We start from the raw sequence: 20,848 nt of genomic DNA on the forward strand, positions 1-20,848 counted from the left end.
TAGGCTATCGTTGGATTATTGCTTTGCTCAAAATGTCCCCCAGCTCCTCAATTTCCGCTTCTGTATTATAGCTGTGCACAATCAGCCGCAGGCGCTCGGTGCCAGCGGGCACGGTGGGGGGCAAAATGGCGCGCACATCAAAGCCCTGCGCTTGCGCGGCTTGAGCGACTGCTTTCACGTGCGCCGGTCCCGCGTGCTGCGGGAAAAATACCGGATGAATAACGTGGCTGGCTGCTGGCACTTGTAGCCCAGACACTGCATTCAGCCTTGTTTTCAGCAATTCGGAAAGGGCAAAAAGCCGCTGCCGCTCCTGCTGCATAGCAGGCAATAAGTGGTAGGCAACGGCCAACGTAGCAACAGCCAGCGGAGGCAGCGCCGTGGTATAAATAAACGGCCGACTGAAATTCAGTAGATAGTCGCGCAGCACATAAGGGCCAGCAATACAGGCTCCCTGACTGCCTAGCGCTTTACCAAAGGTGAGGATGCGGGCAAATATCCGCTCTTCAAGCCCTAATTCGACCACCAAACCTTCTCCCCGCGGCCCATAAATTCCATTGGTATGCGCCTCATCCACCACCATATACAAGCCGCGCTGCTGGCAAAATGCTGCCAGCTCCCGCAGCGGTGCCTGGTCGCCATCCATAGAATACAGGGCCTCCACGGCTACAAAAACGGCCCCCGTCGCTCTATTTAGTCGCCTTTCTAAGTCACCTAAATCATTGTGACGAAAGCTGTAGGCCGTGGCGAAGCTGCCCCGGATGCCATCCTTCACGGAGGCGTGGCTGGCCTCGTCGTAGAAAATGGTGTCGCCGCGCCGGGGCACGGCGGCGAAGAATCCCAGGTTGGCAGCGTAGCCGGAGTTGAAGAGTAAGGTTGCTTCCGCCCGGTGAAAGTCGGCTAGCTGCGCTTCTAGCGCTTCAGCCGCCGCCGAGTTGCCCGTGAGTAGGCGTGAGCCGGTGCTGCCGGCGGCTGGGGGCTTTTTTCAGTTACTGCTTGCTGTAGTGCTGCCTGCAAAGCGCCGCTTTGAGCCAAACCAAGGTAATCGTTGGAGCTAAAATCTATCCGGCCCGGCTCAGCTACCGTGAGGCGACGGCGGGTGCCAGCCGCTTCGCGCTGGGCTAACTGTTGGGCAAGGCGCTGAAGAAGGGGAGTGGGGGGCATTTTGCTAGAATTCAACGACGGGCCTCACCCCTAGCCCCTCTCCTGGGGGATAAGGGGAACTAACTCTAAAAATTAATATTTTAGAGAAACTAAAAGCTAGTCCCTCCTCTCCCCTAGGAGAGGGGGCTAGGGGGTGAGGCCCCTTCAGAACAAGCTGCCTACCTGAAATTCTATACCGTAGCTTTTGCCAACACCGTAGCGCCCTGCGGCATGTCTTTGAACGACTTGCGCGGCTTCAGACCCAGCGTCGCGAACATTTGCTTGTCGGCGTCAAAATCGGGGTTCGGGGTAGTCAATAGTTTCTCTCCTGAGAAGATAGAGTTAGCGCCCGATAAAAAGCATAGCGCCTGCTCACTCACTGGCATTTCCTGCCGACCTGCCGATAGACGTACCATCGTGCGGGGCATCAGAATGCGGGCGGTAGCAATCATGCGCAGCATCTCCCATACGCTCACGCGAGGCTGATCGGCCAAGGGCGTGCCAGCTACGGGCACCAGCGCATTTACCGGCACCGACTCGGGATGAGCAGGCAGCGTGGCCAGTGTATGCAGCATAGCAATGCGGTCTTCATCGGTTTCGCCGAGGCCAATAATGCCCCCGAGCACACCGAAATACCCGCTTGGCGCACGTTTTCAAGCGTATTCAGGCGGTCGTCGTAGGTGCGCGTGGTAATGATTTCAGAGTAGTGCTCGGCGCTGGTGTCGAGATTGTGATTGTAGGCGTAGAGGCCAGCTTGCTTCAGGCGCTCAGCCTGGTATTCATTGATCATGCCGAGCGTGCAGCATACCTCTAGGCCCATATCGTTTACCTGCGTTACCATGCCCAGCACGCGGTCGAAGTCGCGGTTGTCGCGCACTTCGCGCCAGGCGGCGCCCATGCAAAAGCGCGTGCTGCCCGAGTCCTTAGCGCGTCGCGCGGCGTCCAGCACCACTTCATCTTTCAGCAATGCGTGTACTTCTACACCAGTGTGGTAGCGGGCAGCCTGAGGGCAGTAAGAACAATCTTCGGGGCAGCCGCCGGTTTTTACCGATAGCAGGGTACATACCTGTACTTCCCCGGTCGATTGGTTGGCCTGGTGCACGGCCGCGGCCTGGGTCACGAGTTCCAGCACGGGCTGGTGATACAGAGCTTTTACTTCGTCGAGGGTCCAGTCAGTGCGGAGCATGAAGGGGGTGGTTGAGGGTTGCGGGGGGCAAAAAATAGTCCGCTCAGCACCATAATGGCGGCTTAGGCGGACTGCAAGATAAGGAGGAAAGTGGGTTGAGATGATGTTTAAGCAGCTGAAGCAGCATTAGCCAAGCGCTACTAATTTAAAGTACGGCCTCAACCGCAGCTGTATCGCTCAGCGCAACAGCAAAGTAGAAGCAAGCCGCTACACGCCAAACTGGCGCAAATGATGATCGAGGTGCTTCCACGTAACCTCCCCAAACTCCTTACGCGACAAATGCCCAAATACCGGATGCTCCACCCCAGACAAACTATACTTCGCCGGATCGAGCAGATCGAGCAGCGTTTGGCGGTCGGCCTCAAAGGTGGTGGGTGGCGTCATGCCAGCGTTTGCATCCAGCTCCTTCATCGTTTGCATGTTCGGCTTAAACCGTTTCAGGCGCGTGACAAAAAACCACTTTACCAAGGGTTTCAGAAAGCCTGGTATCCGCAAGGAAGTAATGGCTTTCTCCCCCCGACTTACCCGTAGCTGATCGGCGCAATGCACCAGCATTTGCCCCACGGTCATTTGCCCCCACCGCCGCTGACTAGCAGGCGTTAAAGCCTGGATCCGAGCCACTAGAGCATTATGGGCAGGAGGGTCGAGGAAGCTGGCAGACATGGGTTTTAAATAACTGAAAGAATAAGATAACCGATTTTAAGCTATTACCCTATCATCTGCCGTGACCTTCACTACGACAGTACCTGCTATAAAATCATGCGCAGCTCGACGTTGAGGGTTTGCTAGCATTGTGATGATATCGGCAAGTGGCCACAATAGAAATGCGAAAGAAAGACACAAAGCAAAGCTCATCGGCAGACTATCACTTATACCTGATAGACTGAGCGCCGCAAACCCGATCCAAATACTATCCCTTAGAATAGCTTGGCGCAGCGTTAAGGTATTTGTTTTATCCATAGTGGATACTCTAATACCCGCGACCATTTTGCCGAGCGTTTGCCCGTATCTATAGTTCATAAAAACAGAATACAGAATCGGCAGTACAACCCTGGCATCACTAAAGATTGAAGAGGTTTCTTCATTGATTTCCGTGTTGGTAGATATAAATAGGAAGGGCACTGCAATTACAATTGCGTCGAATAGGAGAGCCACCACTCTTCGGAATCCTGTTCGTTGGTTATCAATAAGTTGTTCCACTATAAGTTATTGGTAGAGCGTGAGCTAAAGGTTTATTCTTAATGAATAGACCGATCTGATAGCTTAGCCCTCTGCAAAAAGCTCCCCAATTTCTTGAGTGGTTTTTGTAACTTATGAAGATACGACTGACCGAATCACGCGACACGGATTACCCACAGCCACCGAATTAGCTGGAATGTCCCGCGTCACCACACTGCCGGCTCCGATGGTTGTTCCGTCGCCAATCGTTACGCCGGGCAACACGATGACGCCTGCGCCCAGCCACACATTATCGCCGATGGTAATAGGGCGGGCAAATTCCCAACCGGCCACGCGTGGACCCGCCTCCACCGGATGGCCCGCCGTGCTCAGCACCACATTGGGTGCCACAAACACATTATCGCCGATGCGTACCGGCGCGCAATCCAGAATGGTGAGGTTGTAGTTGGCGTAGAAATTTCGGCCCAGCTGAATATTAAAGCCATAATCGCAGCGCAGGGGAGCCTCGATGTAAGCATCTGTTTCGTAACCAAATAGCTGGGCCAGCACGGCGCGGTCAAGCTCCAAAGGCTGCTGATTGTAGCGGTGACATAGGGCTTTGGCGCGCTGGCGGGCAGCTACCAGTTCCGGGTCGTTGGCCAGATACAGTTCGCCAGCAAGCATTTGCTCAAGAGCAGTAGGCATGAGTCAGTATATGTGGATAGCAAAGAACGTCATGCAGAGCAGAGCATCTTGCCTGCTGATGTTGCCAAGCTAAACAACGAATACGAGCGAGATACTTCGCTGCGCTCGGCATGACGTTTCTTGCTGTGAGACAATTAACTACCTTTTAAAGCTTACTTGTATATACTACTTACTATACCGTAACTCCCTTACCGGCTGCTGCCCCGACGCCCAGCGTTGCCTTTCGGTGCGCGATTAAGCGTTTTCGCTGCCGGCTTATGCTTCGAGCCAGGACCGCTGGGGCGCGTTGACTTTCTGGGGGGCTTTTCTGCACCAAAAGCTGCTCCGGCGCCCGTTACCTTCGGTTTGCCTGAGACAGGTTTGCGCCCAGGTTTAGCGCCAGCAGCGGCGGGCCGAGCCGAAGACTTGGCACCAGCGCCAGCTGATTTGCGGGCCGGCCGCTCTTCGCTTTCTCCCTCACTGAAGCGAGTTGTGCGACTATTCCAGGCCGTAGTGGGCGGACCCACGCGACGCTTCGGCAGCGAGGCTTCTTTGGTGCCCGATGAGCTTTCAGTCATTTTCATGATGCCTTCCAACTCCTTCTCAGTCAGTTCGCGCCAGTCGCCTACGCCGAGGCCTTTGAGCGTGATGTTCATTACCCGAATGCGCTCTAGCTGCACCACTTCGTAGCCGAAATGCTCGCACATCTTCCTGATCTGGCGGTTCATTCCCTGAATGAGCGTGATGCGGAAGATGTAGTTGGTTTCCTTCTTTACCTCGCATTTCTGGGTCATGATGCCCATAATGGGCACCCCGCCACGCATGCCTTCGATAAAGCTCTCGCTAATGGGCTTGTCTACCATCACGATGTACTCCTTCTCGTGCTTGTTGCCGGCCCGCAGAATCTTGTTGACGATGTCGCCGTTGCTGGTCAGCAGAATCAAGCCCTGCGAATCTTTATCCAGGCGGCCGATAGGGAAAATCCGCTCGCTATGCTTAATGTAGCGGATGATGTTGTCCTTAACGCTGGTTTCGGTGGTGCTGGTGATGCCGGGGGGCTTATTGAAGGCAATGTAAATGGCGTCTTCGGGGGCGCGGGGCTCAATGAGGCTACCGTTCACCACTACCCGGTCTTTCTCGGTCACTTGGTCGCCGATGCTGGCCCGCTTGCCGTTCACAAACACGCTGCCCTGCTCAATGAACTTGTCGGCTTCGCGCCGGGAGCAGACGCCGCTTTCGCTGATGTATTTGTTGAGACGGGTAGACATGGGGGCAAAGTTGAAGGCCAGAAAAAAACGACCCGCCGAAGGTGTCGGCGGGTCGCAAAGATACGGGGAAGGAAAATGGGGGAAGTCGTGCCTGACAGAGTTGGGGATTTACAGCTGTGCGCCAGTGTCACGGCTGTCGCGGGTATTCTTCTGCACGGCAATGGCCGCAAACAAGCTCAGCAAAAACGACATCGCATAAAATCCCTTCTCGCTTAAGGTCAGCGTAGCATTCCATAACCCAATAATGAGGAGCGTAATTGTAAGCAGCGTAGAAAACCAGCTCAGACCATAATACAGGTTGGTCACGGGTATTCCCTCCAATTGATCGCGCACCGATTTCTGCAGGGAGATAACCGAAAACAGCCCGTACATCAATACGGTGAAATAATAGCCTTTTTCGTTGAGCTGCATATTGGCATTCCATAGGCCAACATTGTACGCAACGACGCCCGCCAGCAAGGCTATCCAGGAAGCCGCAATAAACGCGTTTGAGGGCTTTTGCATGTTATTCAATAATAGAGAGAAGGAATAAACCAAACGCCGCGGCCAGCACAAGTCAAAACATGGCCATTCAAACCTAGCTATAAGTTAATACATACACAATAAACCCAAATGGCCTGCATCGTGCTATCTAGCAAGAGCCTATAGCTACAGCGCCACCTTTTTCTCTCCCTTATCCACGCCCTTTATAAATTTTATCAGGCCGGTCATGTACGTTTGCTGGTCGTCGTAGAAGCTCATGTGGCTGCCGTTGGGGCAAATGAGAGCGGTGCCATTCTGCACCTGAGTAGCAATACGGCGCATATGCTCGGGGTCCATCGTATCGTGTTTGCCCCCTATGGATAGCACCGGTACGGTGAGCTTGGGTAGGTCTTTCGTCCGGTCCCAGTTGAGCAGCTTACCCGACACGCCAAACTCGCTGGGGCCCTGCATGGTCACGTAGAGCGACTGATTCATCTTCGCAAAAGAGCGATTCACAGGCTCAGGCCACTGATCTAGCGGCAGGCGCAGGATGTGCTCCACGTAGAAGTTGGGCATTAGCAGCTCCATGTACCGTGGGTTCTGAAAATCATTGCGGGCTTCAATATCCCGGATTTCTTTCAACACCTCGGGCTTCATCTGCTTGGCCAACACGTTGTCGGCGTATTTGCCGTATTCGGGCACGCTCATCATCATGTTGGAAATGATGAGACCTTTCAGATTATCCTGGTATTTGAGGGCGTATTCGGCGGCCAAAATGCCCCCCCAGGAGTGGCCCAGCAGGTAGAAGTTGTCTTTATTCAGATTCAGGGCTTGGCGCACTTGCTCTACTTCCTCCACGTAGCGCGGCAGGCTCCACATGGCGGTGTCTTTAGGGTTGTCGGAGTTGCCGCAGCCGAGCTGATCGTAGTAGATAAACTCAATGCCTTCGGCCGGCAGAAAGCTTTCCATGCACTCGAAATACTCGTGGGTGGCGCCGGGGCCGCCATTAAGCAGCAGCAGCTTTATCTTCGGGTTATTGCCGACTCGCTTGGTCCAGACGTTAAACTTGCCTTTGGGCGTGGTAATTGGAATCACCTGCACACCGCCGTCCTGCACGCCTGTTTCCTGACTTTGGAAGTAGCTATTAGCCGCTGCCGCTGCTGTTTCTTGCTCCTTGGCCGGCGTAGAGCAGGCCGCGCTGAAGAGGCCAGTGAAAAGCAGGCAAGCACTCGTTATTCTCTTCAGATGTAGCATAGGTGGCGTTGGTTGGAAAGGTGAGTTACGAAGGGCGTATCAAGCGCTCTGCGATACGGCTAAACCTAATGATAATTCGGGCTCTTCCCAAAACACAACAAGCCGCCCCAACTTGGAGCGGCCCGGGTTTAGACAAGTATATTCGCTTGAGAGAGAGCGGTAGATTTAATCTGAAATTTACCGTAACGAAAGATCATAGAAGTATGTCGATGACGGAGCGAAACTATTAGCCTTTGTTGCTTGATCTAACGATAAAGTCATAGCCATGCTCGGTACAGTAAACTGGGATTGAAGACCACGCGAATGCCTGCTCTTTTGCATGCTGGTGAGCAGCACGAACCAACTGCATATACCGGGCAATAATAAGCTGCTCGCACCAGTCGCGAGCGTTTTGCTCATCATCCGAATCGATTTTATCATCTTCAAAAGCTTCCTGCAAGCTTTCCCAACCTTCTAAAACAAACGCGCTTTCGCTTACTGCTACCTCGCTGGACTCTGCTAACCATTCTGTGTCTTCGAGTCCACCATCTTCCGGATATGCAAGCCCATCAATACTCCATTCGTCAGTATTGATATCAAATTCGGTCAGCTCAAAATAGAGCGCGCAAACTGGGAATGCTTCCGTACTGGCTTTGTAAAAATTATTAATCCATGAACAGAGGCTTGGAGCTTGAGCAAAGAAAGATTTGCCAATAACAGCATGAAATGGCGTAGCAGATATCGCAGCGAGCTTAGCTTCGGCAAGTTGGATTGCTTGATCAAAGTCTGCCTTCTCTAAGTACGGATTGATGATTTCACCGAATTCAAAATTCATTCTAGAAGGGGGTAGAGAGCAGGATATTTGAAGATGGAGTTGACCGAATAAAAACAAAACGCGGGTCACTCTCATCAGAGCGACCCGCGTTTCTACAGCAGCTTAAGCAGCAGGTGAAGCTTAGCCCAGCGTGTGGTACACGGCCTGCACGTCGTCATCCTCCTCAAACTTCTCAATCAGGTTCATTACTTCCTCCAGCTCGTCGCCTTCCAGCGTGACGGTGGTATTGGGAATACGTTGCAATTGAGCGCCGACTACGTTGAGGTGGCGTTCTTCCAGGGCTTTTTGCATCTGACCGAAGTCGGTGAAGGCGGTTTCTACCACAATCAACTCTTTCACATTGCCATGCTCGTCTTCCTCTTGGTCTTCATAGATGTCTTCGGCGCCGAAGTCGATGAGCTCTAGCTCTAACTCGTCTCGGTCGAGGCCCTCGGCGGCTAGCTTGAATACGCCTTTGCGGGTGAAGGTAAAATCGGAGGAACCCGCAGTGCCGAGGGCGCCGTTGCCGCGGTTGAAATACATGCGCACGTTGGCCACGGTACGCACAGGGTTGTCGGTGGCGGTTTCTACCACAATGGCCACGCCGTGGGGTGCGTAGCCTTCATATACAACCTCCTGATAGTCTTTCTCTTCCTTGCTGCTGGCCCGCTTGATGGCGGCTTCCACGCGGTCTTTGGGCATGTTTACGCCCTTGGCGTTCTGCATGGCCGCGCGCAGGCGGGAGTTGGTGTCGGGGTTGGGGCCGCTTTCCTTCACGGCCATCACGATTTCGCGGCCGATGCGGGTGAAATCTTTGGACATGCGGTCCCAGCGCTTCATTTTGCGGCCTTTGCGAAATTCAAATGCTCTTCCCATAGTAGTGATTGATGCTTAGTGCGACGGCGCGCGAGGGTGGGGCGCCGAATGGGCGCAAGTTAGCGGAAAGCCCGGCGGGGGGCAAATTGCAAGCCTGCGGAAACTGCGTGCATTTAGCTTCCACTCAGCGGCAGCGGCTGCCACTTAGCTGCTATTGCTGCTGATAGTCGAAAACTGCCCGAGTAAGGAGATCAGGGCGGTTAAGTTTGACTGTTTCTGCTGCCATTAACCTGATTTCGCTATGCTATTGCTGTCGAAAAAAAAGCCCCCCACGCTCGTTTCGCGCCGGAGAATTGCGTCGCTGCTAGTGTTGCTGAGCCTGCTTGCCTGCCAACGAACTTCAGCGCCCACTCAACTACCGGCTGAAGCCGTTGCCGTTGGCTACGAAATGAATGGGGCGCTGCTCAATGCGCCGGCGGGCCAGAAGGTGTACCTCACCAATGCCCAAAGCCTCCGTGTAGATTCGGCCGTGGTCGATACGCAGGGGCGCTTTCGGCTGGGGGGCAAATTGCCGGCGCCGGCCGTGTACTGGCTGGTTGTGAGTGCATTGGGTGAGGCCATGCCCGTGTTTCTTGATAACGAAACTACGCTGCGAATGACAGCCGATGCCACCAACCTGCTGGGTACAGCACAGGTGAGTGGCTCGGCGCAAGCGGCCGTGCTGCAACAACTGGTAACGGCTCAGGCGCGCCGTGCGGCCCGCACCGCCGAACTTATCCGGCTACAGGACTGGACGCCCGCCCGCTGGGAAGCGGCCTCTGCTGAACTGACTGCTAGCACCATCGAGCTAGTGCGCCAACACCCGGCGTCGGCCGTGGCGCCGTACGCTGTTCTGAGTCTGGTTGGTGGGCCGCAAAATGAAGCCTTCGTCGATTCGATGACCTCCGTATTTAACCAAACGCAGCCTGCTTCGCCCTATACTCAGGAACTGCTGGCCCGCCGCAAAGCCCTAGCAGCTACCGCTGTGGGCCAGGTGGCGCCCGAACTGATACTGCCTGCACCCGATGGCCAGCCCGTTGCCTTATCGTCGTTGCGGGGGCGCTACGTGCTGATTGATTTTTGGGCTTCCTGGTGCAAGCCGTGCCGGGCTCAGAATCCGCATTTGGTGCAGCTCTATCAGCAGTACAAAAGCAAAGGGTTTGAGGTGTACGGCGTCTCGCTCGATGAGTCGCAGGAAAGATGGCTCAAAGCCATTGCGACTGATAATCTGCCCTGGGTGCAAGTGTCTGATATGCGGGGCTTCAAAAGTGCCGCCGTAGCAGCCTACGCGGCCCAGGCCATTCCGCTCACTCTACTGCTCGACCCACAGGGGCGCATACTGGGCAAGTCGATGCCGAAGGAGGAATTGACCGCCAAGCTAGCGGCCCTGCTGCCCTAAATAAGCTGGGAAAATGGGTGCTGAGTCCAAAAAAATCGTAAGTTGACCTTGCCTATTTATCAGGTTACTAATGACTTATTCGCCAATCGCTACTTTGCCCCCCGCCCGTTTCAGCCGAGGAAGCGTGGTGGCAATTCTAGCCTTTTATCTGGTGTTCGCCGTGTTCTATGCGGCTACCATTGCCTACGCTTCGCAGGAGTTTGATCCGGGTGCTTTTCCCTCATACCTGCGCCGCGTACTCCTGCTTGACTATCCGCTGAAAGCCCTCTGGACCCTGCCCGTGTGGTGGCTATTTTTCCGCACCCCTCTTGATAAAGCAGCCTGGTCAACTAAGCTGCTGGTACACCTGGTAGCAGGGCCATTGTGGGTTACGGGCTGGTTTGTGAGCTACTACGCATTATTGGGCTGGCTGGGCGAAAGCGGCATCAGTGGCAACGGGCGGGTGTGGGACATGTATATTCCGGCCTTATTCTACTGTGTGCAGTTTGGGTTGCTCCACGTGGCTCGCTATACCCAGCAGCTGCGCCTGCAAAGCCAGCGCGAGCAGCAGCTACAGGTCCAGGCGCACCAAAGCGAAGTATCGGCCCTGAAAGCGCAGATTAATCCGCATTTTCTCTTCAATACGCTCAACTCCATCAGCGCCTCGGTGCCGCCGGAGCTGGAAACTACGCGCGAGCTGATTGCCCGACTGGCGCACACATTTCGGTTTGCGCTGGAAGCTTCGCGGCAGGAGCAATTGCCTTTGGGCGACGAGATTAGCTTTTTGCGTTCCTACCTGGAGTTGGAAAAATCGCGGTTTGGAGAGCGGCTAAGCGTGGCGTTTCAGGTGGATGAAGCGCTGCACACGCAGCTGCTGCCGCCCATGCTGATTCAGCCGTTGGTAGAAAATGCGGTGCGGCACGGGCTCGCGCCGAGCGTGGCGGGCGGTATGGTGCTGATACACGTAAGCCGAGTAAGCGCGGGGCTGCGCGTGGAGGTAGCCGATACAGGCGTTGGGATAAAGGAGGTGCCGTCTGACCTGCTCATGCCCAGTGCCCGGGTAGGGCTGCGCAATACCCACGCCCGCCTTTTAGCTTTGGGGTCGGCAGGGTTAAAAATCACCCAAAATGCCCCCCACGGGATGCGAGTCAGCTTTGTGCTGCCGCTGCCAGCAGCTGCGCAACTTGCGACAATACCCGCTCAGAAGGAGGCCGAACCGATTAAAATTCCTGCCAAGCCTACGCTACAAAGCACTTTTTAAGAGAAGACCTGCACTCTTTTTATGACGACTCTTCTCATCGACGACGAAGCCCCGGCCCGCACCATCATCCGTCAGTACCTCGCCGACTTTCCCCAAATCAGCATTGTGGGGGAGTGCGCCGACGGGCTGAGCGCCGTGGAAGCCATTCGCCTGCATCAGCCCGACCTGCTGTTTCTGGATATTCAGATGCCAGGCTGCACGGGCTTCGAGGTGCTGACTCAGCTAAACAGTATTCCGCGCGTTATTTTCTCTACTGCTTACGACCAATACGCTCTCAGCGCCTTCGAAGCTGGTGCGGTCGATTATTTGCTGAAGCCCTACGACCGCTCCCGGTTTCGGCAGGCGGTGGAGCGGGTGTTGGCTCAGGCGCCCGCCTCCGATGCCGCGCTGTCGCGCCTGTTGCAGCGTCTGGAGGAAACAAAAATGCCCCCCAGTGCCGCTGTGGCGCCTACGTATCCGGCCCGGCTGTTTGTGCCGCAGGGTGCGCGACTGATAGCGGTGCCCGTGCAGGATATTCGCTGGGTAGAAGCAGCTGGCGACTACGCCACGCTCCATACCCGAACCGACCAGCAGCACCTGAGCAATTTGGGAATCAGCCAGCTGGCGCAGCGCCTTGATCCGCAGAAGTTTGTGCGAATTCATCGGTCGGTGCTGGTAGCGCTGGACGCGGTGCGCGAACTGGAGCGCGACGGCTCGGGGGGCTTTTATGCCACGCTGGAAGGCGGGCGCACGGTGCGCGTGAGTAGGGGCCACGCGGATGTGCTTCGACCCTTGCTAGGGTAGAAGGATGAAGGAGGTCGTACGAAATGCAGCCTTCCGGGAACGTGGCTTGTCAATGGGGAAATCGTGTCAATCCAATCTTTTCCACTTGCTATGAAAAGCTTGCTCACCGCATTTCTGCTCAGCTTATCAGCTCTGACAGCCGCCGCCCAAACGGCTCCCACCTTTACTTCTACCTGCGAAGGCAAATACAACAACTCCAGCGGCGAACGCACGAAGCGCATCTGCGAAACCCGCGACCTTACTATGCCCGCGCTGGGGGGCAAAACGCTCACCATCGACGGGCGGCAGAATGGCGGCATTACCGTGCGCGGCTGGTCGGGGCCCGATGTGCGTATCCGGGCCGTGGTGCAGGCCTGGGGCGATACTGAAGCCGCCGCCCGGCAGCAGATTCCTACCATCCGCATCAGCACGGCCAATAACACCCTGCGGGCCGAAGCCCCCGGCGACAACACGTGGGCGGTGAGCTACGAGGTATTTGTTCCTCAGCAAACCAGCCTGGCGCTCAATACAGATAACGGCGGTATTCGCCTGCAAGACGTGCGTGGCACCATCGTCTTTGAGACTAAGAACGGCGGCGTATCGTTGGCCGGCGTAGGCGGCGACGTGAAAGGCCGCACCACCAACGGCGGCCTCGACATCAAACTAACGGGTGACAAGTGGGACGGTACCGGCCTCGACATAGCCACTACCAATGGCGGCATCAAATGGGAGGTACCGCAAAACTACTCGGCCCGCCTTACCACTAGTACCTCCATAGGCGGCGTAAAAGCAGATTTGCCCATCACTAAAAACGGTATGTTGGGCCGCGAAATTGCCGCCACTCTCGGCAAGGGTGGCGCGCCGGTGAAGGCCGTGACTACCAACGGGGGCGTTAAAATAGATCGGACCGGGAAGTAAGCACGGCCGAGCACTACACACAGCAACGGCGGACCTAAGGCCCGCCGTTGCTGTGTGGTTAGTAGTACTTCTCTTTATACGGATAATCAGGAAATGGCTGCTCCTGAATCGCTTCAGGGGCTGGTCGGTAACCTTTTAGTTTGCGTTTCTGCTTTTTGCCTTTTCCCTTCTTGCTATCACGTTTGCTGAGCAATACCGCTGCCAGCGTTGCCAGGGCTATTCCGCCCCCCAGCATAGCGGCGCGGGCTGGCAACGTATCAGGTAGGGCAGGGGGAATAAATTCAACGCCATTCTCATCCGTGCGGGCCGGATTGTCTACGTAGCGGCCTTTGGGCGGCACCGGGAAGTGCAGCGCAAGCTCCCGTAGCTCATTGGCCACGTGCGGGCCGTGTACTGCCGGGCCATGACCGCAGCCGATTGCCTGAGGCTCCAGATTTGAAAGCTTTACAACCGAGGCATGCGTGGCTTCCCAATCAAAATTGAAGGGCGTACCAGCCCGACTGATTTTGGGAATGCCCAGCAGGATCGACGGCACCGAGTCGTGGACGGTTGTGGCAAAGGCATCGGCGCCGAGAAGCGTTTTGTCCTCAGCCCGGAAAAACGCTACCTGACCCGGTGCGTGCCCCGGCACGTGCAGGCATTGCCAGCCGGCCATATACGGTACCTCCTCGCCCTCGGGCAGGGGCTGAATCCCGGTCAGATTAAAGGTTTGGGGAGGGAAAAAACGGCTGACAAAGGCCAAAGAGCCCCCCACCGTCGGGTCGGCAGGCGGGTACACGGCTTTGCCCGTCAGAAAAGGCATTTCCAGTCGATGCGCCAGAATGGGCACGTGCCAATGGTCGGCTAGCTCCTGAGCTGAGCCGGCGTGATCCATGTGGCCGTGGGTCAGAATAATGGCTTCAGGATGCGTGCCGGGATAAAATAGCTCGTCAGCTGCCGCGATGATTGTTTTGGCCGAGCCCGGCAGTCCAGTATCCACCAGTACCCACTCGCCGGGGGCGCCGGCCTCCACAAAGTATACATTGACAAAGCGCTGAATGAGAAGCTGGTTGACGCCAGCAGCTACTTGTTTCATCGGTTCCGGGTTTAGTGAGTTTTTATCCTGAAGCGTACGCAGATACCGACCCTATGGTCGATGGTGGGGGGCTTTTTTGTGCGCATGCCAGTCTTATTTTCCTGGCTGTCAATAACCTTCCGGTATGGGTGCCTGTATTAGCAGCCCTAGCCGATCAGGTTTGATCTGGCCGAACCCCGGCACCAGCCCATCAGGCCGCTTTAGCATTTTCTCTACCCAGTTTATCCCCTCATTTTGGCAGAATCAACGACCGAGAATACCACCCGCACTCAAAAAATAATAGTGCTTGCCGGCGCTACCGGCGACCTTGGGGGGCGAATTGCGAAGCACTTGCTGCTGCGGGGGGCAAATGTGCGGGCGCTGGTTCGGGCCGGCAGCGCCGCCCCCGCCGTGGCGGCCTTGCGCGAGCAGGGTGCCGCTGTTATCGAAGTTGATTTTAACAAGGTAGCGGACCTAACGAAAGCGTGCGTCGGCGCGAGCTGCGTGGTCTCGGCTGTGTCGGGACTGCGGGAGGTAATTGTGGAGATGCAGACGCGCCTGCTCGAAGCGGCTGTGGCGGCCGGCGTTCCGCGCTTCATCCCTTCTGATTATTGCATTGACTACACCAAGCTGGCTCCGGGCTCCAACCGCAACCTCGATCTGCGCCGGGAGTTCGCCGAGCGGCTCGACAAGGCACCTATTCGGGCTACCTCCATTCTCAACGGCATGTTCACCGATTTGCTGACGGGACAGGCGCCGGTTATCCTGTTTAAGTTTAAGCGGGTCGTTTATTGGGGCAACGCAGATCAGGCGCTGGACTTCACTACCACCGAAGACACTGCCGCATTCACCGCCGCCGCGGCCCTCGATGACACCACGCCCCGGTTTTTGCGCGTGGCCGGCGAAGTGGCCACTATCCGCGGCTTGCAGGCAGTAGCCAGCGCCGTTACGGGCGAGCAATTTTGGTTGTTCCGGGTAGGTGGCCTGGGCGCTTTTGGAACGATGATTAAGGTGACCAAAGCCCTCATGCCCACGAGCGACGACGTATTTCCGCCCTGGCAAGGCATGCAGTACCTGCACAACATGTTCAGTGGCCTACCGAAGCTGGAACCCCTGGACAATGCCCGCTACCCCGATATTCGCTGGACCCCCGTGCGCGAGGTACTGGCAGATCGGGAACTGACACCTGCTTAAGCCCCAGATAATTCTTCGGCTGGCAGCTGCCAAAAAGCTTCCCGAAGCAAAAAAACTACGTAAACAGTACGGAGCCGGTATCTAGCCTTCACCTATCCGTAGCATGAACAACCAAGCACAATCGGGACATTTTTATGCAAGCCCGCGCGTCGTGGCCCGTCGCCCACGCACAGGCCGGACTTACTTACTGCTGGCTGCGCTATTCCTAGTTGTGGCGAGCTCAACTTATTGGCTCTCGAAGAAAAGCAGCGCCCAACGAAGTTCTGAAGCACCAATGGCTAGCATGAAGCTGCCACCACCTGCCGTCTCCGTTCCGGATGCTCCGAAGGAAATATCGCCTCGCTCAGGGTCTGTAATTCCGGCGGATGAAACACAGGAGCCGCCTGTACAAGCGAGTACTAAACCTCTGTCCGGGGCCTTTAAGGTTCTGCCCGCCAGAGCCTATTTTCATTCCAATCCTGATGTAAATAGCTCCACCGGTAAGTACGTGTTGCGGGGGGATATTGTGTATGCAGAAGGGGAGAGTGGCAATTTTATTAAAACCCGCTATTTCAATTCCGACGGCGACCCGGTGGCGGGCTGGCTGAAAAAAACGGAGGTGCAGCTTAGCAAAACCGTGGCAAAGTCCACGCCTCCACGCGCTACTTCAATCAGTCGCCCTGCACCAGAGCCCGCACCTACCCAATCTAAAAAACCCGTAGCAGCTTCGCCACCAAAAAGCACTTCTGCTGGTGCTGTACGGCAGGTTGCCACCACCGGTACCGTGCGCGTGGATACAACCTACTTCTACGACTCGCCCGACCTGACCCAGCGCCGCCGTGCCTTCTGCATTCGAGGCGATAAAATGACGCTCAGCGACTCGTCCGAAGCGGCAGTTTTCGCCACGTTCATCAACTGGGAAAAGGTGAAAACAACCGGCTGGATTCGGAAGGAAGATTTGACTATTCGGTAGGGGGTATTTGGTGAAAGAGTGGATGTAAAGGCGCCCATATTAACGCCGTCTGGTTGTAAATAACCGTCACACCAAACAGTGGTTGTATTATACCATTGACCGTGATGCAGAGCGCCGCGAAGCATCTCGCGTGCTGACATCAGGTTACTAATCCTACTACTGCGAGCGAGATGCTTCGCGGCGCTCTGCATGACCACCTAAATGGGTAGACGAACCCTTCTATATAACAATTCCTGCCTTCTATGGCTTCTGATTCACTTTTTCCTGATGCCGCTTTCCGCCGCACCGATGAAACTCCCGATGCGCAGTTTTACCAGTAGCCCCGCTTCGTAACGCACATCGACGAGGGCGCAATTGCAGCCGTAACGCAGTTGTACCGCGAGTATTTCCCGTCCAACGGCACGCTGCTGGATTTGATGAGTAGCTGGGTGAGCCATTTGCCCCCCGAGGTAGCCTATCAACGCGTGGTAGGCTTGGGCATGAATGAGCAGGAGTTGCGCGCTAATCCGCGACTGGCAAGCTACGTGGTGCAGGATCTGAATACAGAGCCGATGCTTCCCTTCGAGGAAAATGAGTTTGATGGCGCCGCCATTTGCGTATCCGTGGATTACCTGACGCGGCCCGTGGAAGTGTTGCGCGACCTAGCCCGGGTGCTTCGGCCGGAGGCGCCCGTGGTCATTACTTTTTCCAACCGCTGCTTCCCCACCAAAGCCGTAGCCGCCTGGCACGCCCTCGACGACCGTGGCCATCTGGCCCTTGTGAAGCAGTACCTGCTGGCTGCTGGCCACTGGCACCAGATTGAGCTACTCGACCGCAGCCCGCAGCCCCACCGCAGCGACCCATTGTTTGCCGTAATCGGGCGGGTGCAAAAACCGTAGAATATGCGCGCTGCTGGCGTGGCCGGAATGACTTTCTTTGTGTGAACCCCCCCCCCCAGTCCCGCCTATGCAGTCTGCTTCTACCGTTTTTCTCGTTCGGCCCGTTCAGTTTGGTTTCAATACCGAGACGGCGGCGTCTAATCATTTTCAGCAGACCATAGCCGGGCTGGAGCAGGAGGCAATTCAGCAGCAAGCATTTGCTGAGTTCGATGCGGCCGTGACCAAACTGCGAGCACATGGCGTGCGCGTGCTGGTGTTCGACGATACGCCCGCACCGCCCAAGCCCGATGCCGTGTTTCCAAACAATTGGCTCACCCTACACCCCGATGGCCGGGTGGTGCTGTACCCTATGCACGCGCCTAATCGCCGGGCCGAGCGGCGGCCGGATATTCTGGACTCGTTGGGTAGCCAATTCACGATTCAAGAAGTCATCGACCTGTCATTTCACGAGCAGGAGGGCCGCTTTCTGGAAGGCACCGGCAGTATCATTTTCGACCATGAACACCGCGTGGCCTACGCCGGCCTTTCGCCCCGCACCGATGCGAATTTGTTTCAGCAAGTAACCAGCCTATTAGGCTACCGCCCGGTGGCTTTCCGCGCTACCGATGCGCAAGGCCACGCCATCTATCACACCAACGTGATGCTGTGCGTGGGGGGCAAATTTGCGGTCATCTGTCTGGAAAGCATAACCGACCCCGCCGAGCAGGCAGCAGTTTCAGACTCGTTGGTCTCCACGGAGCACGAAATTGTGGCTATATCGCTGGCGCAGGTGGCCCATTTTGCCGGCAACATGCTCACGCTACAACCCGCCGCTGCTGGCCCTGAGCTATTGATTATGTCGCAGAGCGCCCACGATGCACTGACCAATGACCAGCGCCAAATCCTCAGCCGCTACTGCAAGCTGGTGCCGCTGCCCATTCCTACTATCGAAACCATTGGCGGCGGCAGTGCCCGCTGTATGCTGGCAGAAGTGTTTCTGCCCTTCGTCTAGGGGGCTTTTTTCGATTCTATAAGTCAACAGTCAGCGTGTGATGAAACCCTATATGCCGATAAGAATAGCCGCAGTTCTTAGTCTTACGCTACTAGTAAATAGCTGCGCCGACAGCAGTCAGAAAACAGGGCATCCGACACCAGCACCGCAGCAGGTAACCGAAACAGCCAAAGGGGAGGTGAAAAGCTACCAGTTGGCGCTATTCGATGAAGCCCGCAACCGGGCTGTGCCAGTAGCCATATATGAGCCGGGCTCGGGGGCAAAGCGGAGCCCAGAAAAGCGGCGAAAGCTCAAGCTGGCCCTGCTGAATCATGGCTATGGCAACCCAAATACGAGCTATAAATTTGTCGCGTATAACCTGGTGGCGCAGGGCTACTTTGTGGTAAGTATTCAGCACGAGTTGCCCAAGGAAGCGCCCATGCCTACCACCGGCAATCCGCAGCAGGTGCGGCGGCCTTATTGGGAGCGAGGTGTGCAAAACATGCTATTCGTGCTGCAAACCCTCAAAAAGACCAATCCTGAGCTGGACTTTAAAAGCTTGCTGTTAATAGGCCATTCCAACGGCGGTGATATGGCTGCGTTGTTTGCCCAAAAATACCCGAAACTGGTGCGCGATGTGGTTACGCTGGATAACCGCCGCATGCCGCTTCCCCGCACCCGCCGCCCGCATATCCTAACTATTCGCTCCAGCGACCAGGTGGCCGATGACGGCGTGCTGCCGACGGCCGCCGAACAGAAAAAATTCGATATTCAGATCGTCAAAATGGAAAACATGACCCATAATGATATCTGGGATGGTGCCACCGACGAAAAAAAGCAGGAGATAAATCAGGCGATTAATAACTTCCTGAAAACGAAGTAGTCAGCTTGCTAAACCCGCCATCTCTATGCAACAGGTTTCCACTGAATATGCCGTGCCCATGGCTACACGTGCGACCGTATCGCGGGTGCAGGCAATTGACATCGTGCGGGGGCTGGTGATGGTTATTATGGCCCTCGACCATGTCCGTGACTTTTGGAGCCCCACCACCATTCGACCGGAGGATGTGGCCCAGACGACCGTGTTGCTGTTTTTTACGCGCTTCATAACGCATTTCTGCGCACCAACTTTCGTGTTTCTGTCGGGTACGAGTATCTGGTTGTATCAGCAGAGGCAATCTGACAAGATGCGGGTGAGCTGGCACTTGCTCACGCGCGGTCTCTGGCTGGCGCTGCTGGAAGTAGTGTTAATCAGCTTTATGCTGTTCTGGGGCTATTCGATGGTGCTATTGCAGGTAATCTGGGTGATTGGCTGGAGCATGGTGGCGCTGGCCGGCCTGATCTGGCTGCCGCGCTGGGCGTTAGCGGTACTGGCATTTGTCATTATAGCCGGGCACAATATGCTGCCCAACATTCAGCCCGTCACCGCCGATAATGTGGCCCTGGCGTTGCTGCATAATGGACCGTTTGTCTTTAACGCACCGCCCTTGCCTCCTGTTTTGGTCGCCTATTCATTTGGGCCGTGGCTGGGTGTGATGCTGGCCGGATATCTGATTGGGCCGTGGTTTAAGCTGCCGCTTCCTGAACGCAACCGCCTGTTGCGCTTGGCCGGGGCGGCCCTGCTGGTGCTGTTTGTAGCCTTGCGGGCCACCAATTGGTACGGCGACCCCACGCCCTGGAGCCCCCAGCCACGCGGACTGATTTACAGCGTCCTGTCATTTATTAATATCACGAAATACCCGCCTTCCCTGCTATTTCTGTGTCTCACGCTTGGCATTTCTCTGCTCTTGCTCTCTAGCGTTGAAACGGCTACAAATAGGTTCAGCCGATGGCTGCGCACCTTTGGCCAGGTACCGTTTTTCTACTACATCCCGCACCTATTTCTCATCAGCTTCGGGGCCCTGCTTTGGTCGATAATAGATTTCGGTAAGCCTATAAATTTGTCCTTTACGCCCCCCGCACAGTGGCCCACCGACTACCACCCGAGCTTGCTGCGAGCTTATGTAGTGTGGGCGGTAATAGTGCTGCTACTGTATCTGCCGTGCCGGTGGTATCAGGACTTTAAGCAGCGGCACTCGTACTGGTGGCTGTCGTACGTATAGTCTCGGCTTCGGTACCCTTATTAGCCAGATGCCACTCGTCTTCCAGCATGGCCATTTCAACTAGCGACCAATAACCATCCTTGTAGCGCACCACGTCGCGCATAACGCCTTCGATTTTGAGGCCGGCTTTCTTGTAGCAGCCAATAGCCGCTTCGTTGAAATCGTACACGCCCAAGCTGATGCGGTGCAAACCCAACTCCTCGAAGCCGATGCGCAGCACGGCCTTCACCATGCCCTGGCAGTAGCCGCGGCCGCGGGCAGCGGTGTTGCCAATGAGTACGCGTGTGATGCGAGCGGCTTTATTCGTCTCGCTGAAACTTCCCAAGGAAATATGCCCCACGGTTTCGCCGGTTTCGGTGTCGATAGCCTTGTAGATAAACGCATCCGGGTCGGTCAGATCATTGGCACCTTCGATGTACCAAGTGAGACTCGCTTCGGTGAGGGGAAACGAAAATAGGGAGCCGCTCCATTCTTTGAGAAGCTGCTCATTATCAATCCACTGAATAAGTTGTTTGAAATCGGCGGGGGTAAAATATTCAAGCTTAATCATCAGAAAAACTCCGGGTAGGTGGGAAGCAC

21 protein-coding genes and 2 pseudogenes are annotated in these 20,848 nt (G+C 55.9%); 10 read left to right on the forward strand and 13 right to left on the reverse strand.

What is annotated here, in order from left to right:
* Positions 1 to 4: 4 nt before the first annotated feature.
* The 11 genes and pseudogenes from G7064_RS18335 to G7064_RS18380 all read right to left on the reverse strand — a co-directional run.
* Positions 5 to 907 (reverse strand): annotated as a pseudogene (locus G7064_RS18335) (aminotransferase class I/II-fold pyridoxal phosphate-dependent enzyme); the annotation flags it as partial.
* Positions 908 to 909: 2 nt separating this feature from the next.
* Entirely contained in the window at positions 910 to 1,161 is a 252-nt protein-coding gene (locus G7064_RS22525; RefSeq protein ID WP_240935574.1) for a hypothetical protein, read from the reverse strand.
* Between the two features lie 170 nt (positions 1,162 to 1,331).
* Positions 1,332 to 2,326, reverse strand: a pseudogene (gene bioB, locus G7064_RS18340) (biotin synthase BioB).
* Between the two features lie 207 nt (positions 2,327 to 2,533).
* Positions 2,534 to 2,989, reverse strand: a complete 456-nt coding sequence (locus G7064_RS18345) for a DUF1569 domain-containing protein (protein ID WP_166074721.1) — start codon at positions 2,987 to 2,989, stop codon at positions 2,534 to 2,536.
* 36 nt (positions 2,990 to 3,025) lie between these two features.
* On the reverse strand, positions 3,026 to 3,526 hold the full coding sequence (locus G7064_RS18350) for an RDD family protein (protein WP_166074722.1): 501 nt from the start codon (positions 3,524 to 3,526) through the stop codon (positions 3,026 to 3,028).
* 111 nt (positions 3,527 to 3,637) lie between these two features.
* Positions 3,638 to 4,189 (reverse strand): sugar O-acetyltransferase, encoded by a 552-nt coding sequence (locus G7064_RS18355; RefSeq protein WP_166074723.1) that lies wholly within the window; start codon positions 4,187 to 4,189, stop codon positions 3,638 to 3,640.
* 188 nt (positions 4,190 to 4,377) lie between these two features.
* The gene (rluF, locus tag G7064_RS18360; RefSeq protein WP_166074724.1) at positions 4,378 to 5,436 is read right to left on the reverse strand and encodes a 23S rRNA pseudouridine(2604) synthase RluF; all 1,059 of its coding nucleotides are present in this window, start codon (positions 5,434 to 5,436) and stop codon (positions 4,378 to 4,380) included.
* A 108-nt stretch (positions 5,437 to 5,544) separates the two neighbouring features.
* Positions 5,545 to 5,940: an inner membrane protein YiaA gene (gene yiaA / locus G7064_RS18365; protein WP_133273488.1), complete on the reverse strand. Its 396-nt coding sequence runs from the start codon at positions 5,938 to 5,940 to the stop codon at positions 5,545 to 5,547.
* A 144-nt stretch (positions 5,941 to 6,084) separates the two neighbouring features.
* Positions 6,085 to 7,152 (reverse strand): proline iminopeptidase-family hydrolase, encoded by a 1,068-nt coding sequence (locus G7064_RS18370; protein WP_166074725.1) that lies wholly within the window; start codon positions 7,150 to 7,152, stop codon positions 6,085 to 6,087.
* A 226-nt stretch (positions 7,153 to 7,378) separates the two neighbouring features.
* Positions 7,379 to 7,966 (reverse strand): hypothetical protein, encoded by a 588-nt coding sequence (locus G7064_RS18375; protein ID WP_166074726.1) that lies wholly within the window; start codon positions 7,964 to 7,966, stop codon positions 7,379 to 7,381.
* 120 nt (positions 7,967 to 8,086) lie between these two features.
* Positions 8,087 to 8,821 (reverse strand): YebC/PmpR family DNA-binding transcriptional regulator, encoded by a 735-nt coding sequence (locus G7064_RS18380; protein ID WP_133273487.1) that lies wholly within the window; start codon positions 8,819 to 8,821, stop codon positions 8,087 to 8,089.
* 241 nt (positions 8,822 to 9,062) lie between these two features.
* Between G7064_RS18380 and G7064_RS18385 the strand changes: the two genes are divergently transcribed.
* The 4 genes from G7064_RS18385 (at position 9,063) to G7064_RS18400 (ending at position 13,119) form a co-directional block, all read left to right on the forward strand.
* Positions 9,063 to 10,199 (forward strand): TlpA disulfide reductase family protein, encoded by a 1,137-nt coding sequence (locus tag G7064_RS18385; protein WP_166074727.1) that lies wholly within the window; start codon positions 9,063 to 9,065, stop codon positions 10,197 to 10,199.
* Between the two features lie 70 nt (positions 10,200 to 10,269).
* Positions 10,270 to 11,439 carry a sensor histidine kinase gene (locus tag G7064_RS18390; RefSeq protein ID WP_166074728.1) on the forward strand — a complete coding sequence of 390 codons (1,170 nt, stop codon included), beginning with the start codon at positions 10,270 to 10,272 and terminating at the stop codon, positions 11,437 to 11,439.
* 21 nt (positions 11,440 to 11,460) lie between these two features.
* Positions 11,461 to 12,222, forward strand: coding sequence for a LytR/AlgR family response regulator transcription factor (locus G7064_RS18395; protein ID WP_166074729.1), 762 nt, complete (start codon positions 11,461 to 11,463; stop codon positions 12,220 to 12,222).
* A 90-nt stretch (positions 12,223 to 12,312) separates the two neighbouring features.
* Entirely contained in the window at positions 12,313 to 13,119 is an 807-nt protein-coding gene (locus G7064_RS18400) for a DUF4097 family beta strand repeat-containing protein (protein ID WP_166074730.1), read from the forward strand.
* A 58-nt stretch (positions 13,120 to 13,177) separates the two neighbouring features.
* Here G7064_RS18400 and G7064_RS18405 read toward each other — a convergent pair whose 3' ends face one another.
* Positions 13,178 to 14,194: an MBL fold metallo-hydrolase gene (locus tag G7064_RS18405; RefSeq protein WP_166074731.1), complete on the reverse strand. Its 1,017-nt coding sequence runs from the start codon at positions 14,192 to 14,194 to the stop codon at positions 13,178 to 13,180.
* 234 nt (positions 14,195 to 14,428) lie between these two features.
* On the opposite strand from G7064_RS18405, the gene G7064_RS18410 reads away from it, so the two are divergent.
* The 6 genes from G7064_RS18410 to G7064_RS18435 all read left to right on the forward strand — a co-directional run bounded on the left by G7064_RS18410 (position 14,429) and on the right by G7064_RS18435 (position 20,269).
* The gene (locus G7064_RS18410) at positions 14,429 to 15,367 is read left to right on the forward strand and encodes an NmrA family NAD(P)-binding protein (protein ID WP_166074732.1); all 939 of its coding nucleotides are present in this window, start codon (positions 14,429 to 14,431) and stop codon (positions 15,365 to 15,367) included.
* 283 nt (positions 15,368 to 15,650) lie between these two features.
* Entirely contained in the window at positions 15,651 to 16,319 is a 669-nt protein-coding gene (locus G7064_RS18415; RefSeq protein WP_166074734.1) for a hypothetical protein, read from the forward strand.
* Positions 16,320 to 16,690: 371 nt separating this feature from the next.
* Positions 16,691 to 17,197 (forward strand): class I SAM-dependent methyltransferase, encoded by a 507-nt coding sequence (locus G7064_RS18420; protein ID WP_240935576.1) that lies wholly within the window; start codon positions 16,691 to 16,693, stop codon positions 17,195 to 17,197.
* Between the two features lie 67 nt (positions 17,198 to 17,264).
* Positions 17,265 to 18,188 carry a citrulline utilization hydrolase CtlX gene (ctlX, locus tag G7064_RS18425; protein WP_166074735.1) on the forward strand — a complete coding sequence of 308 codons (924 nt, stop codon included), beginning with the start codon at positions 17,265 to 17,267 and terminating at the stop codon, positions 18,186 to 18,188.
* A gap of 40 nt (positions 18,189 to 18,228) precedes the next feature.
* A complete protein-coding gene (locus tag G7064_RS18430) occupies positions 18,229 to 19,050 on the forward strand; it encodes a serine aminopeptidase domain-containing protein (RefSeq protein WP_240935577.1) in 822 nt (273 codons plus the stop codon).
* A gap of 25 nt (positions 19,051 to 19,075) precedes the next feature.
* On the forward strand, positions 19,076 to 20,269 hold the full coding sequence (locus G7064_RS18435) for a DUF1624 domain-containing protein (protein ID WP_166074736.1): 1,194 nt from the start codon (positions 19,076 to 19,078) through the stop codon (positions 20,267 to 20,269).
* Here G7064_RS18435 and G7064_RS18440 read toward each other — a convergent pair.
* A complete protein-coding gene (locus tag G7064_RS18440) occupies positions 20,229 to 20,819 on the reverse strand; it encodes a GNAT family N-acetyltransferase (protein WP_166074737.1) in 591 nt (196 codons plus the stop codon). The two genes, G7064_RS18435 and G7064_RS18440, sit on opposite strands and share 41 nt — an antisense overlap.
* Positions 20,820 to 20,848: the final 29 nt, after the last annotated feature.

Source organism: Hymenobacter sp. HDW8, from assembly GCF_011305775.1.
GTDB lineage: Bacteria > Bacteroidota > Bacteroidia > Cytophagales > Hymenobacteraceae > Hymenobacter > Hymenobacter radiodurans.

Coding starts and splice junctions, on each gene's coding strand:
- G7064_RS22525 (WP_240935574.1), bottom strand. CDS start 1,161: ATGCCCCCCACTCCCCTTCTTCAGCGCCTTGCCCAACAGTTAGCCCAG.
- G7064_RS18345 (WP_166074721.1), bottom strand. CDS start 2,989: ATGTCTGCCAGCTTCCTCGACCCTCCTGCCCATAATGCTCTAGTGGCT.
- G7064_RS18355 (WP_166074723.1), bottom strand. CDS start 4,189: ATGCCTACTGCTCTTGAGCAAATGCTTGCTGGCGAACTGTATCTGGCC.
- rluF (WP_166074724.1), bottom strand. CDS start 5,436: ATGTCTACCCGTCTCAACAAATACATCAGCGAAAGCGGCGTCTGCTCC.
- yiaA (WP_133273488.1), bottom strand. CDS start 5,940: ATGCAAAAGCCCTCAAACGCGTTTATTGCGGCTTCCTGGATAGCCTTG.
- G7064_RS18370 (WP_166074725.1), bottom strand. CDS start 7,152: ATGCTACATCTGAAGAGAATAACGAGTGCTTGCCTGCTTTTCACTGGC.
- G7064_RS18375 (WP_166074726.1), bottom strand. CDS start 7,966: ATGAATTTTGAATTCGGTGAAATCATCAATCCGTACTTAGAGAAGGCA.
- G7064_RS18380 (WP_133273487.1), bottom strand. CDS start 8,821: ATGGGAAGAGCATTTGAATTTCGCAAAGGCCGCAAAATGAAGCGCTGG.
- G7064_RS18385 (WP_166074727.1), top strand. CDS start 9,063: ATGCTATTGCTGTCGAAAAAAAAGCCCCCCACGCTCGTTTCGCGCCGG.
- G7064_RS18390 (WP_166074728.1), top strand. CDS start 10,270: ATGACTTATTCGCCAATCGCTACTTTGCCCCCCGCCCGTTTCAGCCGA.
- G7064_RS18395 (WP_166074729.1), top strand. CDS start 11,461: ATGACGACTCTTCTCATCGACGACGAAGCCCCGGCCCGCACCATCATC.
- G7064_RS18400 (WP_166074730.1), top strand. CDS start 12,313: ATGAAAAGCTTGCTCACCGCATTTCTGCTCAGCTTATCAGCTCTGACA.
- G7064_RS18405 (WP_166074731.1), bottom strand. CDS start 14,194: ATGAAACAAGTAGCTGCTGGCGTCAACCAGCTTCTCATTCAGCGCTTT.
- G7064_RS18415 (WP_166074734.1), top strand. CDS start 15,651: ATGAAGCTGCCACCACCTGCCGTCTCCGTTCCGGATGCTCCGAAGGAA.
- ctlX (WP_166074735.1), top strand. CDS start 17,265: ATGCAGTCTGCTTCTACCGTTTTTCTCGTTCGGCCCGTTCAGTTTGGT.
- G7064_RS18430 (WP_240935577.1), top strand. CDS start 18,229: ATGAAACCCTATATGCCGATAAGAATAGCCGCAGTTCTTAGTCTTACG.
- G7064_RS18435 (WP_166074736.1), top strand. CDS start 19,076: ATGCAACAGGTTTCCACTGAATATGCCGTGCCCATGGCTACACGTGCG.
- G7064_RS18440 (WP_166074737.1), bottom strand. CDS start 20,819: ATGATTAAGCTTGAATATTTTACCCCCGCCGATTTCAAACAACTTATT.